Origin of the sequence: Xanthomonas sp. NCPPB 2586, from assembly GCF_041475775.2 — a bacterium.
Classification (GTDB): Bacteria; Pseudomonadota; Gammaproteobacteria; order Xanthomonadales; family Xanthomonadaceae; genus Xanthomonas; species Xanthomonas campestris.
Map to the genome: position 1 here is coordinate 2299141 of NZ_CM192981.1, position 15647 is coordinate 2314787.

15 protein-coding genes are annotated in these 15647 nt (G+C 65.2%); 9 read left to right on the forward strand and 6 right to left on the reverse strand.

Going from position 1 to position 15647, the window contains the following annotated elements:
• Nucleotides 1-792 precede the first annotated feature (792 nt).
• The 3 genes from ACCQ09_RS09795 to yidD are packed head-to-tail and all read right to left on the reverse strand — an operon-like array spanning nt 793 to nt 3265.
• The gene (locus ACCQ09_RS09795; protein ID WP_012438160.1) at nt 793-1638 is read right to left on the reverse strand and encodes a M23 family metallopeptidase; all 846 of its coding nucleotides are present in this window, start codon (nt 1636-1638) and stop codon (nt 793-795) included.
• Complete coding sequence (locus ACCQ09_RS09800; protein ID WP_116670768.1) at nt 1638-2987, reverse strand: dihydroorotase; 1350 nt, start codon at nt 2985-2987, stop codon at nt 1638-1640. The genes ACCQ09_RS09795 and ACCQ09_RS09800 overlap by 1 nt, the downstream gene beginning before the upstream one ends.
• Nucleotides 2984-3265 (reverse strand): membrane protein insertion efficiency factor YidD, encoded by a 282-nt coding sequence (yidD, locus tag ACCQ09_RS09805; RefSeq protein WP_011037400.1) that lies wholly within the window; start codon nt 3263-3265, stop codon nt 2984-2986. The genes ACCQ09_RS09800 and yidD overlap by 4 nt, the downstream gene beginning before the upstream one ends.
• A gap of 90 nt (nt 3266-3355) precedes the next feature.
• Here yidD and dksA point away from each other — a divergent pair, with 90 nt between their 5' ends.
• From dksA to ACCQ09_RS09820, 3 genes are read left to right on the forward strand one after another with little or no spacing between them, the layout of a single operon-like run.
• Complete coding sequence (gene dksA / locus ACCQ09_RS09810) at nt 3356-4381, forward strand: RNA polymerase-binding protein DksA (RefSeq protein ID WP_011037399.1); 1026 nt, start codon at nt 3356-3358, stop codon at nt 4379-4381.
• Between the two features lie 57 nt (nt 4382-4438).
• Nucleotides 4439-4684 (forward strand): hypothetical protein, encoded by a 246-nt coding sequence (locus ACCQ09_RS09815; RefSeq protein ID WP_230433816.1) that lies wholly within the window; start codon nt 4439-4441, stop codon nt 4682-4684.
• A gap of 33 nt (nt 4685-4717) precedes the next feature.
• Nucleotides 4718-5296 carry a S41 family peptidase gene (locus tag ACCQ09_RS09820; RefSeq protein ID WP_228422154.1) on the forward strand — a complete coding sequence of 193 codons (579 nt, stop codon included), beginning with the start codon at nt 4718-4720 and terminating at the stop codon, nt 5294-5296.
• Between the two features lie 533 nt (nt 5297-5829).
• On the opposite strand, the gene ACCQ09_RS09825 is transcribed toward ACCQ09_RS09820, so the two are convergent.
• The 3 genes from ACCQ09_RS09825 to cysS all read right to left on the reverse strand — a co-directional run bounded on the left by ACCQ09_RS09825 (nt 5830) and on the right by cysS (nt 9222).
• Entirely contained in the window at nt 5830-7080 is a 1251-nt protein-coding gene (locus tag ACCQ09_RS09825; RefSeq protein ID WP_040941216.1) for an MFS transporter, read from the reverse strand.
• A complete protein-coding gene (locus ACCQ09_RS09830; protein WP_016944485.1) occupies nt 7077-7514 on the reverse strand; it encodes a SufE family protein in 438 nt (145 codons plus the stop codon). Before ACCQ09_RS09830 ends, ACCQ09_RS09825 begins: the two co-directional genes overlap by 4 nt.
• Nucleotides 7515-7788: 274 nt before the next feature.
• A complete protein-coding gene (gene cysS, locus ACCQ09_RS09835) occupies nt 7789-9222 on the reverse strand; it encodes a cysteine--tRNA ligase (protein ID WP_040941217.1) in 1434 nt (477 codons plus the stop codon).
• 155 nt (nt 9223-9377) lie between these two features.
• Here cysS and ACCQ09_RS09840 point away from each other — a divergent pair, with 155 nt between their 5' ends.
• From ACCQ09_RS09840 to ACCQ09_RS09865, 6 genes are all read left to right on the forward strand, one after another.
• Nucleotides 9378-9893: a hypothetical protein gene (locus ACCQ09_RS09840; protein ID WP_029216968.1), complete on the forward strand. Its 516-nt coding sequence runs from the start codon at nt 9378-9380 to the stop codon at nt 9891-9893.
• Nucleotides 9894-10202: 309 nt separating this feature from the next.
• Nucleotides 10203-11222 (forward strand): N-acetylornithine carbamoyltransferase, encoded by a 1020-nt coding sequence (locus ACCQ09_RS09845; protein ID WP_040941218.1) that lies wholly within the window; start codon nt 10203-10205, stop codon nt 11220-11222.
• On the forward strand, nt 11219-11689 hold the full coding sequence (locus ACCQ09_RS09850) for an OsmC family protein (RefSeq protein ID WP_011037392.1): 471 nt from the start codon (nt 11219-11221) through the stop codon (nt 11687-11689). Before ACCQ09_RS09845 ends, ACCQ09_RS09850 begins: the two co-directional genes overlap by 4 nt.
• Before the next feature lie 30 nt (nt 11690-11719).
• Nucleotides 11720-12913, forward strand: coding sequence for an argininosuccinate synthase (locus tag ACCQ09_RS09855; RefSeq protein WP_011037391.1), 1194 nt, complete (start codon nt 11720-11722; stop codon nt 12911-12913).
• A 242-nt stretch (nt 12914-13155) separates the two neighbouring features.
• The gene (locus ACCQ09_RS09860) at nt 13156-14256 is read left to right on the forward strand and encodes an acetylornithine deacetylase (RefSeq protein ID WP_040941219.1); all 1101 of its coding nucleotides are present in this window, start codon (nt 13156-13158) and stop codon (nt 14254-14256) included.
• 47 nt (nt 14257-14303) lie between these two features.
• Nucleotides 14304-15647, forward strand: coding sequence for an acetylglutamate kinase (locus ACCQ09_RS09865; protein WP_019237601.1), 1344 nt, complete (start codon nt 14304-14306; stop codon nt 15645-15647).

The window sequence follows — 15647 nt, forward strand, 5'->3', positions numbered from 1 at the left end:
AGCGCGTCGGTTGCCAGGACTGGGCCGCGACACGGACTGACCGTCGCTGGCTGATCGGCCGCTGTCACCGGCAATGATCGACGCTCTCCCGGTTATACCCCAAAGCCCGGCGACGGACACAAGCGCAGCGGGTAGGTGTGGTGCAACGTGGTGGCGTTGCGATCTTTATTAACTTTCCTGATGCTTGACCTCAGGTTCCAGAGAGACAGGCCCAGCTCCCGGTTCCCGGTCTGGTCTGGTCTGCGAGTTCAGCATGTCTGCCCTGTGCTCGCGCAGTGGCACTAGCGTGTCGTTGGCTCACGCTTTTAGTGCCGCATAGCCTCGCACGCGCAGCAAATCCATTCGATCAACCGACAATTGGGTGGAATCACCGACAGGCCGCTGTGCGGCCGCAATTGCTGAAAGCCCCTCTCCCTGCGGGAGAGGGTTGGGGTGAGGGTACGGTTGCTTAGTTAACCAGCAGCCGGCGCGCCCTCATCCGGCGCTACGCGCCACCTTCGCCCGGTGGGAGAAGGGAGGTGTCCACGGGTGGCTGTGAGCGTGCACGGGTTGAGCGCTTGCTGCGCAAACTGGCATTGCCACAGCCCACAGCCCAGGCATTCGATCAATCAACAATTGTACGCAATCGTCGACGACACGCTTCGCTGCCGGCAAGTGAAAGCCCCTTTCCCCCCGGGAGAGGGGTTGGGGTGAGGGTACGGTTACTCAGTTAACCAGTAGCAGCCGCACCCTCATCCGGCGCTACGCGCCACCTTCTCCCGAGGGGAGAAGGGAAAAGCCGCCCACTGGCACTTACTTCCCGCGCTCAAGCACCAACAAGGGATCAATCCGCACATCGAACCAATTCATCCCCCAATGCAGATGCGGCCCGGTAGCGCGCCCGGTGGCGCCCACCGCGGCGATGACCTGCCCCTGCTCCACGCGATCGCCTACCTTCACGTCGATCCGCGACAGGTGCAGGAAGTTCGAACTGATGCCGAAGCCGTGGTCGAGCAGTAGCGTGCCGCCGGTCAGGTACAGATCCGGTGCCGCAAAGGTCACCACGCCAGCGGCGGGCGCCTTGACCGGCGTGCCGGTGGGCACGGCGATATCCATGCCCGAATGACCGGCGCCAGGCTGGCCGTTGTATACGCGCGCATTGCCGAAGCGGCCGCTGATGCGGCCCTGGACCGGCCACACGAAGGGCTGCGCAAAATCGGCGCGTGGGTCGTCGCGATCGCGTGCGGCAGTGACCTGCGCCTGCTCGCGCTTGATGCGCTCGGCAATGGCCGGTGGTGGGTTGACGGTCTTTGGCGGCACGCCGTTGACGCGCTCCACCGGCCAGTCGCGCGGAGTGACCGCGATGGTTGCGGTCTCCTTTCCACCATCGGCGCGGGTGATCTGCACCTGCAACGGGCCGGTGGCGTCACGGCCGATGCCGAACACCACGCTGCCGTAACCACTCACGCGCAGCGCGCGGCCGGCGTACTCGACCCGGCTGCCCGCCGGCACTTTGCCGATCACCATCGCCCCTTGCGAGGCGCTGGCCGGAAACACCACGCGCCCGTCTGCAGCGGCGGGCTCCTGCGCAGACACCGGCACCGTGAGCAATGTGCACGGCGCCAGCGCAAGCGCCGCGCCCATCAGCAGTGCACGCATCAGCGGTCGAAGGTCAGGCGCTGGCCGGCGGCACTGCCCACCAGCTGTTCGCCATCCCACACCTGCTGGCCGTTGACCCAGGTTGCAGCGATGCGTGAGCGGAAGGTGGTGCCTTCGAACGGCGACCAGCCGCACTTGGACAACACCTGTTCGCGCTTGACGGTGAACGGCCTGTTGTCGATCAGCACCAGGTCGGCGAAGTAGCCTTCGCGCAGGAAGCCGCGTTGCTCCACGTCGAACAACTGCGCCGGCGCATGCGCAAACTTCTGCACGATACGGGTGATCGGCAGCTTGCCTTCATGCACGAGCTCCAGCGCGGCGACCAGCGCGTATTGCACCAGCGGCAAGCCCGAGGGTGCCTGCGCATACGGCTTCTGCTTTTCGTCCCAGGTATGCGGGGCATGATCGGTGGCGAGCACGTCGATGACGTCTTCGGCCAAGGCCTCGATCAATGCCAGGCGGTCCTCGGGATCCTTGATCGCGGGATTGCATTTGATCAGGTTGCCCAGGCGCGCGTAATCGCTGCGGTCAAAGCGCAGGAAATGGATGCAGGTCTCGGCGGTGATGCGCTTGCGCACCTTGCCATCGGCATCCACCAGCGGGCCGGCTTCGAACAGCATCAATTCATCGGCGGTGGAGATGTGCAGCACGTGCAGGCGGGTGTTGTGCTTGCGCGCCAGCGACACCGCCAGCTGCGAGGACTTCAGGCAGGCTTCGCGCGAGCGGATGTCCGGATGCATCTCGGCAGTCAATGCGTCGCCGTACTTTTCCTTGTAGGCGGCCATCGTGGCATCGATGGTGGGGGTGTCTTCGCAGTGGGTGATGATCGGCGTGGGGGCGTCGCGGAAGATCGCATCCAGCGTCTCGGGGTTGTCCACCAGCATGTTGCCAGTGGAGGCGCCCATGAACACCTTGATGCCGGGTGCGGTCTTGGGGTCCAGCGACTGGATGTGGGCCAGGTTGTCGTTGCTGGCGCCCATGTAGAAGCCGTAGTTGGCCCAGGCGCGCCCGGCGGCCGCATCGTACTTGGCCTGCAGCGCGTCGGCGTTCAGGGTCGGCGGATTGGTGTTGGGCATGTCCATGAAGCTGGTCAGGCCACCGGCCACCGCGGCACCGGATTCGGTGGCGATGTCGCCCTTGTGGGTCAGGCCCGGCTCGCGGAAGTGCACCTGGTCATCGATCATCCCGGGCAGCAGCCAGCGGCCGGCCGCATCCACCACGGTGTCGCCGGCAGCCGGTGCGATATGGCTGTCGATGCGGGCGATGCGGCCGCCTTCGATCAGGAGATCGGCGTCGAACTCCTTGCCTTCATTGACCAGGCGGGCGTTGACGATGACGGTTCGGCTCATGGATGGGGTCCTTTGCAGCGGCAGGAAGAGGGGGAAGATGTGGGCGCATCGGGAACGGGGTCGAACCCGCCCGGATGGAACGGATGGCAGCGGCCCAAGCGGCGTGCAGCCAGCCAGCTGCCGCGGAGCGGACCGAAGCGGGCGATGGCAGTCATCGCATACTCCGAGCAGCTGGGCGCAAAACGGCAGCGCGGTCCCAGCAGGGGGCTGATGAACCGCTTGTAGAAGCGCAGCAGCGCGATGAGCAGGCGTCCGATCACTTGCCAATGATATGCCACTTGGATTAATACGTGGTTGCCGGGGGTCTGTGGGGTAGGCTATAAAGGCCCGCTTTCCCGGGCCCCGGGGGAACCAAGGAAGAGCGTTTCGTGGCTGCTAAAAAAACTGCACAAAAGGCCGTCCAGGCCGCCAAGAAGTCCGCCAAGCCTGTTGCCAAGAAGGCCGCGGCGCCTGCCGCTGCCAAGCCGGCCGCCAAGAAGGCGACCCCGGCCGCCAAGCAACCGGTTGCCAAGAAGGCACCTGCGACCAAGACCGCTGCCAAGCCGGCGCCGGCCTCGAAACCCGCAGCGCCCAAGCCCGTGAAACCCGTCGCCAAGAGTGCTGCCAAGCCGGCGGCGAGCAAGGCAGCTCCGGCTGCCGCCAAGCCGGTCACCAAGCCGGTGGCCACCAAGTCCGTACCGAAGCCGGCCACCACGCCGGCTCCGGCCAAGTCAGTCCCGGTCAAGGCTGCCAAGCCCGCGCCCGCACCGGCCTCCAAGGCCGTCCCTGCGAAGCCGGCGAAGTCTGCGACCCCGTCATCCAAGAATCCCGTGCCCGTTTCGAAATCCTCAGCAAAAACGCCAACCAAAACCGAAGCCCCCGCCAAGCCCGCCGCGACCCGTCCGGTCGGCAAGGTGGCTGTGGCCGTGACCTCCAAACCGTCGGGCTCGACCCCGAAGGCCAAGTACAAGGTCGTCGACTACAAGACCGACGAAACCACCGGCCGCCCGATCCTGCCGCAGGGCTACAAGCCCTCCGCGGACGAGGAGTACATGAGCAAGCTGCAGCAGGAGTACTTCCGTCAGCGCCTGCAGCGTTGGCGCAACGAGATGGTGGAAGAGTCCAAGCAGACCATCGAGAACCTGCGCGAAGAAGTGCGTGACATCGGCGACGAAGCCGAACGTGCCACCCGCGAAACCGAGAACTCGCTCGAGTTGCGCGCGCGCGACCGTGCACGCAAGTTGATCTCCAAGATCGACAGCACGCTCAAGCGTCTGGAAGACGGCGACTACGGCTATTGCGTGGACACCGGCGAAGAGATCGGCCTGGACCGCCTGGAGGCGCGCCTGACCGCCGAGCGCACCATCGACGCCCAGGAGCGTTGGGAACACCTGCAGAAGCAGCAGGGCGACTGATCACCCGTTAGGGCGGTTGTCTACTATTGCGACCAAGCCCCGCCTAGTGCGGGGCTTTTGTCGTGGGCTACGCGCCCGGCGGTGGTCAAGGGCAACTTCGCATTCGACAAGGTCCAGCGCCTGCCCGGCAACATCGGCTACGAGAAGTTCCGCCTCTTCGCCTACCCGTACCTGGCCGCAGCGACCGCGAGTTCGGCGACGGACTTCGTCGCTAATACCGATGCGCTGATCATTGACCTGCGCGATAACGGTGGCGGCGACCCGGCGACCCGGCGACCCGGCGACCCGGCGATGGTGGCGTAGCTGGCCAGCTATCGGTTCGACACGCGCGTGCGCTTGCACGACATCGTGACCCGCAAGGGCGGAGTGATCGAGCAAGCCTGGACCACGCCGGGTCTGCCAGGGCAGGCTTTTGGTGGCAGCAAACCGGTGTACCTCCTGAGCAGCCAGCAGACCTTTTTGGCAGCCGAAGACGTTGCGTATGCGCTGCAGGCGCTGGCGCGCGCCACGGTGGTGGGCGAGGTCACCGCTTGCGGTGCGCATCCAAGCCGCGGCTTCAAGATCAGTAACCAGGTTGTTGCGGTGGTGCCCTACGCCCGGTTAGTGAGCCCGATCACCCGCGGCAATTTGGAGCGCAGTGGCGTGATCCCCGACGTGGCGGTGCCGGCCGCACAGACGCAGCAGACGGCCTACCGATCAGGCGTGCAGGCGCTGATCGCTAGGGCTGCCAATGAAGGCGAGGCCGCGGGTTTGCGGGCGTTGCTGGAGGACCCAGCCAGTAGTTGTGTCGCGGTTGCGCGCGCATCGAAGCTTCACAACCAAAAGCAACGCACTTGTAGGAGCGCGCTTGCGCGCGAGAGGCGTTCCCGGGAATGCCCTCGCGCGCAAGCGCGCTCCTACGTGGGCATGCGTTGATCGAAACGTCAGCTTAATGTATGGATCGCCAAGAAGCGGGGGCGGTAGTTCGCGCCACGCTGTGATCGCGGCGGCTGTCCAGGCGGCCGTGTATGTGCCGCCTACTTCCGCGATCGGCGGCGCACACTCTCGACCCTATTGCGTGCGCGGACTGCAGCGGCTACTGCAAGCACGACCCAGAGGCGGATGTGCAGCGCGTTGTGCAGCAGTCGCACACGCAACGCCTCACACGCGACAGCAATGCCCTTGTAGGAGCGCGCTTGCGCGCGAGAGGCGTTCCCGGGAATGCCCCTCGCGCGCAAGCGCGCTCCTACGTGGAGCATGCGTCGATGGAGATGCCAGCCCATCTACCGGTGGCCAAGAAGCCGCTGCGGTAGTCCGCGCCACGCTATGGTCGCGATGGCTCTCCATACTGCGCCAGCGGCGTCACGCATCGTCACGCATTGCTAGTAGTGGCTGTTCGCACGGCCGTATCTGCGCCGCCCATTTTCGCGAGCAGGCGCACGCAAACTCGACCACGCTACATGTAGCGGCTACTGCAGATCGCGCAAATCCAGCTTGCGCAGTTTCGGGGCCTTCCACGCAGTGGTCGCCACCACGCCCAGGGTCACGCAGCCACCGATCACCACCGCCGGCACCAGGCCGACCAGTCGCGCCATCACCCCGTCGTAGAACGCGCCCAGTTCGTTGGACGAGCCCATAAAGATGCCGTTGATCGAGGACACCCGGCCGCGCATCGCGTCCGGCGTGGCGAGCTGCAGGATGGTTTGCCGCACCACCACCGACACGCCGTCGCACATGCCGTAGGCCAGCAGGATCGCCGCCGACAGCCAGAAGTGGCGCGACAGGCCGAAGGCGATCGTGCACAGCCCGAACCCGGCCACCGACAGCAGCAAAATGCGCCCGGCGTTGCGCTGCAGCGGGTGCCGCGCCAGCCACACGCCGACCAGGATCGAGCCCAGCGCAGGTGCGCCGCGCAGGATGCCCAGCCCTTCCGGCCCGTAGTGCAGGATGTCGTGGATGAAGGCCGGCAGCATCGACACCGCACCGCCGAGCAGCACCGAGAACATGTCCAGCGCCATCGCGCCGAGCATGATCTGGTTGGACAACACGAACTGCGCGCCTTCGGCAATGCTGCGGAAGATCGGTGCACGCGGGCCTGCGTTGACCGGCTCGGTCACGCGCAGCAGGAACAGCGCCAGGATGGCCACCAGCGCCACGCTTGCCGCTACGCCATAGGCCAGGCCCTTGCCACCCCAGGCGACCAGCACGCCGCCCAGCGCCGGGCCGATCACCATGCCGGCCTGGAAGGTCACGCTGCCGATGCTGGCGCCACGCGCGAAGGCCTCGCGCGGCAGGGCGCGTGCGAACAAGGCGTTGTACACCGGCGACAGGAACGAGCGCGCGGCGCCGGTCAGCGCGATGGCCGCATAGATCGGCCACACGCCGTTGACTGGCAACCAGCCATGCGTGATGGCCGTCAGGATCAGGGCGGTGGCCACCAGGCCCAGCGCGGCCGTCATGCCGAGCCGGCGCCGCGGCAGATGGTCGACCAGATACCCGGCGAACGGGGCGATGCAGAAGAACGGCAGGATTTCCGCCAGCCCGATCAATCCCAGCGACAGCGGACTGCGGGTGATCTCGTAGATGTGCCAGCCCACCGTCACCGCAACGATCTGGTAGGACAGCATCGCGCTGACGCGGTACAGCAGGATCAACCCGAAGCCGGGGTAGGTCAGCAGCGTGCGCAGCGAGGCTGCCCGTGACGGCGTGGGCGTGCTCACTGCTGCGCGCGGGCGGTGTCGCGGATGAAGGCCAGCATCGCGGCCACGCCATTGCTGCGGGTCGGTGAGAGGTGCTTGGCCAGGCCGATTCCGGCGATGTAGTCCGGCTCGGTCGCCAGGATTTCCTGCGCGCTACGGCCCGAGTACACGCGCAGCGCCAGGTAGATCAGGCCGGAGACGATGGCCGAATCGCTGACCGCGTGGAAGTCCAGGCGCTCGGCGTTGCCCTCCGGCACGATCCACACCATCGACTGGCAGCCGTGCAGGCGGTGTTCTTCGCTCTTCCACTGTTCCGGGAAGGTGGGCAGCTTGCGGCCCAGGTCGATCAGGTACTGGTAGCGCTCGGACCAGTCGCCGAAGAAGGAAAATTCCTCGGCGATGGTGGCTTGCGCTTCGACGGCGGTGGGTTCTAGCGGGAAGGGGGTGGTGGTCATCAAAATTCCAGAATCATTCGCAAAATCCAGGGTCGTTCGGTCAAAGCCCCTCTCCCTCCGGGGCGAGAAGGCACGGTTTGCGCGCCACTGGCGCGCGGGCCTTGGAGCGCCCGCGCCGCCAGCGCGGGCCGGGGTGAGGGTACGGGCGAAGCTTCGCTGGAGTTCGATTCGGGTGGCTTCGCGCTTACCTCAAAAAAATCGATGCACGTGGCTTCGCTCGCACCCTCATCCGCCCCTGCGGGGCACCTTCTCCCGGAGGGAGAAGGGAATAAAGTCATGCATGCTTCCAGCGCACGCCCTGCGCAGTGTCTTCCAGCACGATGCCTTCGTCGGCCAGCTGCTGGCGGATGGCATCGGCGCGGGCGAAATCCTTGGCTTTTTTCGCTGCGCTGCGTTCGTCGACCAGGGCGGCGATACGCGCATCATCGCCGGCATCGGTGCTGGTGCCGGCCTTGTTGCCACGCGATAACCAAGCGGCCGGATCTTGTTGCAACAGTCCCAGGGCCAAACCAGCGCCGAGGAGTTCGGCTTTGGCTTTCTTCACGGCGTCGATGCTGCCGGTCTGCTCGCTGTCTGGCCCGCCTGGCGGTGCAAACTCCTTCAGTGCGCGACGCGCCCGGTCAGCGAATTTTGCCAGCACTCTGAGAGCCAACGGCGTATTGAGGTCTTCGTTCAATGCATCTTCAATCTCGTCAGGGATCGAAGCTTGAACTTCATCAAAAGCCTTCAAACGATTCAGCAGTTTGTACAAGCCGTCGAGCCTGTTGGTCTCGGTCTCAATCAAGCCATCCGACCAATCCAGGGGCTGGCGGTAATGCGCGCTCAATAACGCAAGACGCAGCGCTTCGGGCGGGTGCTTGGCGATCAGGTCGTGCACGGTTTCGATGTTGCCCAGCGACTTGCTCATCTTGGCGCCGCTGAAGTTGAGCATGCCGTTGTGCAACCAGAACCGTGCGAAGACGGCGCCGCCGTGGGCGCACTCGCTCTGCGCAATTTCGTTTTCGTGATGCGGGAACTGCAGGTCCACGCCGCCGGCGTGGATGTCGATGGTCGGCCCGAGATGCGTGGCGGCCATTGCCGAGCATTCGATATGCCAGCCGGGGCGGCCGCGGCCCCACGGCGAGTCCCAGCCGGGCAGGTCGTCGCTGGAGGGCTTCCACAGCACGAAGTCGCCAGGGTCGCGTTTGTAGGGCGCCACATCGACGCGTGCGCCGGCCAGCATTTCATCGGGATCGCGGCGTGACAGCTTGCCGTAGTCGGCAAAGCTGGCCACCGAGAACAGCACATGGCCTTCGGCGGCATAGGCATGCTCGCTGGCGATCAGCTGTTCGATCATCGCCACGATCTGCGGGATGTGCGCGGTGGCCTCCGGCTCGATATCCGGCGGCACCACACCGAGCGCGGCCATGTCCTGGCGGTAGATCGCCGCGAAGCGGTCAGTGATGGTCGAGATCGGCACCCCCTGGGCCTGGGCGGCGGCGTTGATCTTGTCGTCCACGTCGGTGATGTTGCGTGCGTAGCGCAGTGCGCCATAGCGCCGGCGCAGCAGCGCCGCCAGCACATCGAACACCACCGGGCCACGCGCATTGCCGATATGCGCATAGTTGTAGACCGTGGGCCCGCACACATACAGGGTGGGGCTGGACGGATCGAGCGGTGCGAACGGCTCGACCCGCCGCGTCAGGTTGTTGTGCAGGCGCAGGCTCATCGGCATCTTGGCGAGGGTAACTGCGCGATTCTAGCCGGTCGCGGCGATGCGGCGAACCGGCAGACAAGCGATGGCAACGGATGGGCTGCGTTCAGCCCAAGGTCTCGCAAGCTCCATACACTTACGTATTGCTCTGCTCCGCCTCCTTGGTCCTGATGCGACTTCTCCCGTTCTCCATGCTGTGTGTGCTGGCCTGGCAGGCATTGCCGGTGCAGGCGGCAGAGCCCGACGTGAAAAACCGGGTGGTCGTGATCGAAAACGTCAAGCTGGACTATGCCCAGGTGCTTAACGTGGAGCCGGTCTACCAGACCTTGCGCGCCACCCGCATCGAAGAGCAGTGCGAGGCCGAGCAGGCCGCTGCGGTGGCCACCGCGCCCGTCGAGTCCGGCGAAGGCCGCATCAACCGAATGATGGATTCGGTCAAGGAAATGTTCTCGCGCCAGCCCGAGCCGGCCACCCCGGCGGCGGTGCCGCCGACCAGCACGCGGCGCAACTGCAAGGTGGTGGAAGTGCCGCGCGAGTTCCGCCGGCCGATCGCCTTCGACGTGGACTACGTCTACAAGGGCACCAAATACCGTTCCCGGCTGCCGGAAGACCCGGGCAACCGGCTGCGGATCCGGGTCTCGGTGACCCCGTACATTCCCGACGCCATCGTCGCGCCGCCGCGATGAGGCCCGCGGCGGTTGCGCCGTGCCCGCATGCGTGCGAGGATTCGCGCCCTATGCACGCAAACGCCTTTCAGCACGACACCAGCGCCGCCCGGATGGCCTCCGGCATGACGTCGCGTGCCCGCCGACCGGAATCCCACATTTTCGCTGGGTAACCGGAGCGTTTTGCTGCCTGTTTCGAAAACCCAGCCCGCGGCTGGGTTTTTTCGTTTCGGGCCCGGGAAAAGTTTCACTCGCAAGAACCGCGCATTCCGCGCAACCCGTCGCTCGCGGCGGACCACGCAGCAGAAGTACGCAGCAAAGGATCGATCGATGTCACTGAAGCACTTCTTGAACACCCAGGACTGGAGCCGCGCCGAACTGGATGCGCTGTTGACCCAGGCCGCGTTGTTCAAACGCAACAAGCTGGGAAGCGAGCTGAAGGGCAAGTCGATCGCGCTGGTGTTCTTCAACCCGTCCATGCGGACCCGCACCAGCTTCGAGCTGGGCGCGTTCCAGCTGGGTGGGCATGCGGTGGTGCTGCAGCCGGGCAAGGATGCGTGGCCGATCGAATTCAACCTGGGCACGGTGATGGACGGCGATACCGAGGAGCACATCGCCGAGGTGGCGCGCGTGCTGGGGCGCTACGTCGACCTGATCGGAGTGCGTGCGTTCCCGAAGTTCGTCGACTGGTCCAAGGACCGCGAAGACCAGGTGCTCAAGAGCTTTGCCAAGTATTCGCCGGTGCCGGTGATCAACATGGAGACCATTACCCACCCGTGCCAGGAGCTGGCGCACGCGCTGGCGCTGCAGGAGCATTTCGGCACCCCGGACCTGCGCGGCAAGAAGTACGTGTTGACCTGGACCTACCACCCCAAGCCGTTGAACACCGCGGTAGCCAATTCGGCACTGACCATCGCCACGCGCATGGGCATGGACGTGACCCTGCTGTGCCCGACCCCGGACTACATCCTGGACGAGCGCTACATGGACTGGGCGGCGCAGAACGTGGCCGAAAGCGGTGGCTCGCTGCAGGTCAGCCACGACATCGACAGTGCCTATGCCGGCGCCGATGTGGTGTACGCCAAGAGCTGGGGCGCGTTGCCGTTCTTCGGCAACTGGGAGCCGGAAAAGCCGATCCGCGACCAGTACCAGCATTTCATCGTCGACGAACGCAAGATGGCGCTGACCAACAACGGCGTGTTTTCGCACTGCCTGCCGCTGCGTCGCAACGTCAAGGCTACTGATGCGGTGATGGATTCGCCCAATTGCATCGCCATCGACGAGGCCGAAAACCGCCTGCATGTGCAGAAGACGATCATGGCAGCGCTGGTGGGTCAGAGCCGCCCGTGAGCCAGCACACGCATCGTTATGCCGCCCGTGTCACCTGGACCGGTGACCGCGGGCAGGGCACGCACAGCTATCGCAGTTACGGCCGCGAGCACGAGATTGCCATCGCCGGCAAGCCGCCGATCGTCGGGTCCTCGGATCCGCTGTTTCGCGGCGACGCGGGGCTGCACAATCCCGAGGATCTGCTGGTGTCGTCGCTGTCGGCCTGCCACATGCTGTGGTACCTGCACCTGGCTGCCGAGTCCGGCATCGTGGTGCGCGGCTATGTGGACGATGCGATCGGCAGCATGTTCACCGACGCCGACAGCGGCCGTTTCAGCGAGGTGGTGCTCAAGCCCACGGTGACCATTTCCGCAGGCGACCCCGCGACTGCCGACGCCCTGCATCATCTCGCGCATCAAGCCTGTTTCATCGCCAATTCGGTCAACTTCCCGGTGCGCTGCGAACCGCGCATCGTGGTGACGGACTAACTTTTCTCCCTTGCCCCCAGGAACTTCGTCATGAGCAGCAAAGATATCGTCCTCGCTTTCTCCGGTGGCCTCGACACCAGCTTCTGCATTCCGTACCTGCAGGAGCGCGGCTATGCCGTGCACACCGTGTTCGCCGATACCGGCGGTGTGGATGCCGAAGAACGCGATTTCATCGAGAAGCGCGCCGCCGAGCTGGGCGCAGCCAGCCATGTCACCGTCGATGGCGGCCCGGCGATCTGGGAAGGCTTCGTCAAGCCGTTCGTGTGGGCCGGCGAGGGCTACCAGGGCCAGTACCCGTTGCTGGTGTCCGACCGTTACCTGATCGTCGATGCTGCGCTCAAGCGCGCCGAAGAACTGGGCACGCGGATCATCGCGCACGGCTGCACCGGCATGGGCAACGATCAGGTGCGTTTCGACCTGGCGGTAAAGGCGCTGGGCGACTACCAGATTGTGGCGCCGATTCGCGAGATCCAGAAAGAACACACCCAGACCCGCGCCTACGAGCAAAAGTACCTGGAAGAGCGCGGCTTCGGCGTGCGTGCCAAGCAGAAGGCCTACACCATCAACGAGAACCTGTTGGGCGTGACCATGTCCGGCGGCGAGATCGATCGCTGGGAAGCACCGGGCGAAGGCGCACGCGGCTGGTGTGCACCGCGTAGCGCGTGGCCGACCGAAGCGTTGACGGTGACGCTGAAGTTTGTCGAAGGCGAGGCCGTGGCGCTGGACGGCAAGGCCCTGCCAGGTGCGCAGATCCTGGCCAAGCTCAACACCTTGTTCGCGCAGTACGGCGTGGGCCGTGGCGTGTACACCGGCGACACCGTGATCGGCCTGAAGGGCCGCATCGTGTTCGAAGCGCCGGGCCTGATCTCGCTGCTCACCGCGCACCGTGCGCTGGAAGACGCGGTGCTGACCAAGCAGCAGAACCGCTTCAAGCCGGACGTGGCGCGCAAGTGGGTGGAGCTGGTGTACGAGGGCTTCTACCACGACCCGCTCAAGACCGATATCGAGGCGTTCCTGAAGTCGTCGCAGTCCAAGGTCAATGGCGAAGTCACGCTGGAAACTCGCGGTGGCCGCGTCGATGCGGTGGCGGTGCGTTCGCCGCACCTGCTCAACGCCAAGGGCGCGACCTACGCCCAGTCGGCCGACTGGGGCGTGGAAGAGGCCGAGGGGTTCATCAAGCTGTTCGGCATGAGCTCCACGCTGTATGCGCAGGTCAACCGCTGAGGTTTCCAGGCACGTAGGCAAAGCCCCTCTCCCCTCGGGAGAGGGGTTGGGGTGAGGGTACGGGCAAAGCTCCCGCAATGTGCAGTGCACCAGGCTTCGCCCGTACCCTCATCCGCCCCTTTGGGGCACCTTTTCCCGGAGGAAGAAGGAATCGCTTCGATGAGATTTACCAGTCGTTTGCGCGCCTCCGTGCTTTGCACACTTTCATCCAGCCGCCACTTCGGACCATTGATCAAACCGACATGACCGATCTACTCGCCTCCACCCTCGAACACCTGGAAACGCTGGTGTCCTTCGACACCCGCAATCCGCCGCGTGCGATCGCTGCCGAAGGTGGCATCTTCGATTATCTGCGTGCGCAGTTGCCCGGTTTCCAGGTCGAAGTGATCGATCATGGCGATGGGGCAGTGAGCCTGTACGCGGTGCGTGGCACGCCGAAGTACCTGTTCAATGTGCATCTGGACACGGTGCCGGATTCGCCCCAGTGGAGCGCCGATCCGCACGTGATGCGGCGCACCGAGGACCGGGTGATCGGCCTGGGCGTCTGCGACATCAAGGGCGCGGCCGCGGCGTTGGTAGCGGCCGCCAATGCCGGCGATGGCGATGTGGCGTTTCTGTTTTCGTCCGACGAAGAAGCCAATGACCCGCGGTGCATCGCGGCGTTTCTGGCGCGTGGCTTGCCGTATGACGCCGTGCTGGTGGCCGAGCCGACCATGGGCGAGGCGGTGCTGGCGCATCGCGGCATCAGCTCGGTGCTGATGCGCTTTGCTGGCCGTGCCGGGCATGCGTCCGGCAAGCAGGATCCGGCTGCCAGCGCGCTGCATCAGGCGATGCGCTGGGGCGGCAAGGCGCTGGATCATGTCGAGTCGCTGGCGCACGCCCGTTTCGGCGGACTGACCGGATTACGCTTCAACATCGGCCGCGTCGATGGCGGCATCAAGGCCAACATGATCGCGCCGGCGGCCGAACTGCGCTTTGGCTTCCGGCCGCTGCCGTCCATGGATGTGGATGGCCTGTTGGCGACCTTTGCCGGGTTTGCCGATCCGGCTGCGGCGCATTTCGAAGAAACCTTTCGCGGCCCCAGCCTGCCATCGGGCGACATCGCACGTGCCGAAGAGCGTCGCCTGGCGGCGCGCGATGTGGCCGACGCGCTGGACCTGCCGATCGGCAATGCGGTGGACTTCTGGACCGAGGCCTCGCTGTTTTCGGCCGGCGGCTACACCGCACTGGTTTATGGCCCGGGCGATATCGCCCAGGCGCACACCGCCGACGAGTTCGTGACGCTGGTGCAGTTGCAGCGCTACGTCGAGTCGGTCAACCGCATCATCAACGGCTCGCACTGAGCCTGCGTTCCGCGCCTGGCGCGGCCATTCCTCCCACGATCACCGCAATGTCCCTTCCTGCACAGCCCCACAAACAGACCCGCCAGACCATCGTGCGCCTGCTTTCGAGCATGGCCAGCGCGAAGGAGATCAGCCAGTACCTGAAGCGTTTCTCGCAGCTGGACGCCAAGCGCTTTGCGGTGGTCAAGGTGGGCGGCGCGGTGTTGCGCGACGACCTGGAGGCGCTGACCTCGTCGTTGTCGTTCCTGCAGGAAGTAGGGCTCACCCCGATCGTGCTGCACGGCGCGGGCCCGCAGCTGGATGCCGAGCTATCGGCCGCCGGCATCGAAAAGCAGACCGTCAACGGCCTGCGCGTGACCTCGCCGCATGCCCTGGCGATCGTGCGCAAGGTGTTTCAGGCCTCCAACCTCAAGCTGGTGGAAGCGCTGCAGCAGAACGGCGCGCGTGCGACGTCGATCACTGGCGGCGTCTTTGAAGCCGAATATCTGGATCGCGATACCTACGGCCTGGTCGGCGAGGTCAAGGCAGTGAATCTTGCGCCAATCGAGGCCAGCCTGCAGGCCGGTTCGATCCCTGTGATCACCAGCCTGGGCGAAACCCCGAGCGGGCAGATCCTCAACGTCAACGCCGATTTTGCCGCCAACGAACTGGTACAGGAACTGCAGCCGTACAAGATCATCTTCCTCACCGGCACCGGCGGCTTGCTGGATGCCGACGGCAAGCTGATCGACTCGATCAACCTGTCCACCGAATACGACCATCTGATGCAGCAGCCGTGGATCAACGGCGGCATGCGGGTGAAGATCGAGCAGATCAAGGATCTGCTCGATCGGCTGCCGCTGGAGTCGTCGGTATCGATCACCCGGCCGGCGGATCTGGCCAAAGAACTGTTCACCCACAAGGGTTCCGGCACGCTGGTGCGGCGTGGCGAGCGCGTACTGCGCGCGACCTCGTGGGACGCGCTGGACCTGCCGCGGCTGACGTCCCTGATCGAATCCAGCTTCGGCCGCACGTTGGTGCCGGACTATTTCAGCAACACCAAGCTGCTGCGTGCCTACGTCAGCGAGAACTACCGCGCGGCGGTGATCCTTACCGATGAAGGCATGCTGGGCGAGGGCACGTTGACCTATCTGGACAAGTTCGCCGTGCTCGACGACGCGCAGGGCGAAGGCCTGGGCCGTGCGGTCTGGAACGTGATGCGCGAAGAAACCCCGCAGCTGTTCTGGCGCTCGCGTCACAATAACCAGGTCAACATTTTCTACTACGCCGAATCCGACGGCTGCATCAAGCAGGAAAAGTGGAAGGTGTTCTGGTACGGCCTGGAGAACTTCGAGCAGATCCAGCACTGCGTGGCGCATTGCGCGACGCGTCAACCCACTTTGCTGGGGTGA

What these genes read in the sequence shown, in the direction of transcription:
- cysS (WP_040941217.1), bottom strand. Translation starts at nt 9,222, where the DNA reads ATGAGCCTGCGCCTGCACAACAACCTGACGCGGCGGGTCGAGCCGTTC.
- ACCQ09_RS09830 (WP_016944485.1), bottom strand. Translation starts at nt 7,514, where the DNA reads ATGACCACCACCCCCTTCCCGCTAGAACCCACCGCCGTCGAAGCGCAA.
- ACCQ09_RS09845 (WP_040941218.1), top strand. Translation starts at nt 10,203, where the DNA reads ATGTCACTGAAGCACTTCTTGAACACCCAGGACTGGAGCCGCGCCGAA.
- ACCQ09_RS09840 (WP_029216968.1), top strand. Translation starts at nt 9,378, where the DNA reads ATGCGACTTCTCCCGTTCTCCATGCTGTGTGTGCTGGCCTGGCAGGCA.
- ACCQ09_RS09865 (WP_019237601.1), top strand. Translation starts at nt 14,304, where the DNA reads ATGTCCCTTCCTGCACAGCCCCACAAACAGACCCGCCAGACCATCGTG.
- ACCQ09_RS09860 (WP_040941219.1), top strand. Translation starts at nt 13,156, where the DNA reads ATGACCGATCTACTCGCCTCCACCCTCGAACACCTGGAAACGCTGGTG.
- ACCQ09_RS09795 (WP_012438160.1), bottom strand. Translation starts at nt 1,638, where the DNA reads ATGCGTGCACTGCTGATGGGCGCGGCGCTTGCGCTGGCGCCGTGCACA.
- ACCQ09_RS09800 (WP_116670768.1), bottom strand. Translation starts at nt 2,987, where the DNA reads ATGAGCCGAACCGTCATCGTCAACGCCCGCCTGGTCAATGAAGGCAAG.
- ACCQ09_RS09855 (WP_011037391.1), top strand. Translation starts at nt 11,720, where the DNA reads ATGAGCAGCAAAGATATCGTCCTCGCTTTCTCCGGTGGCCTCGACACC.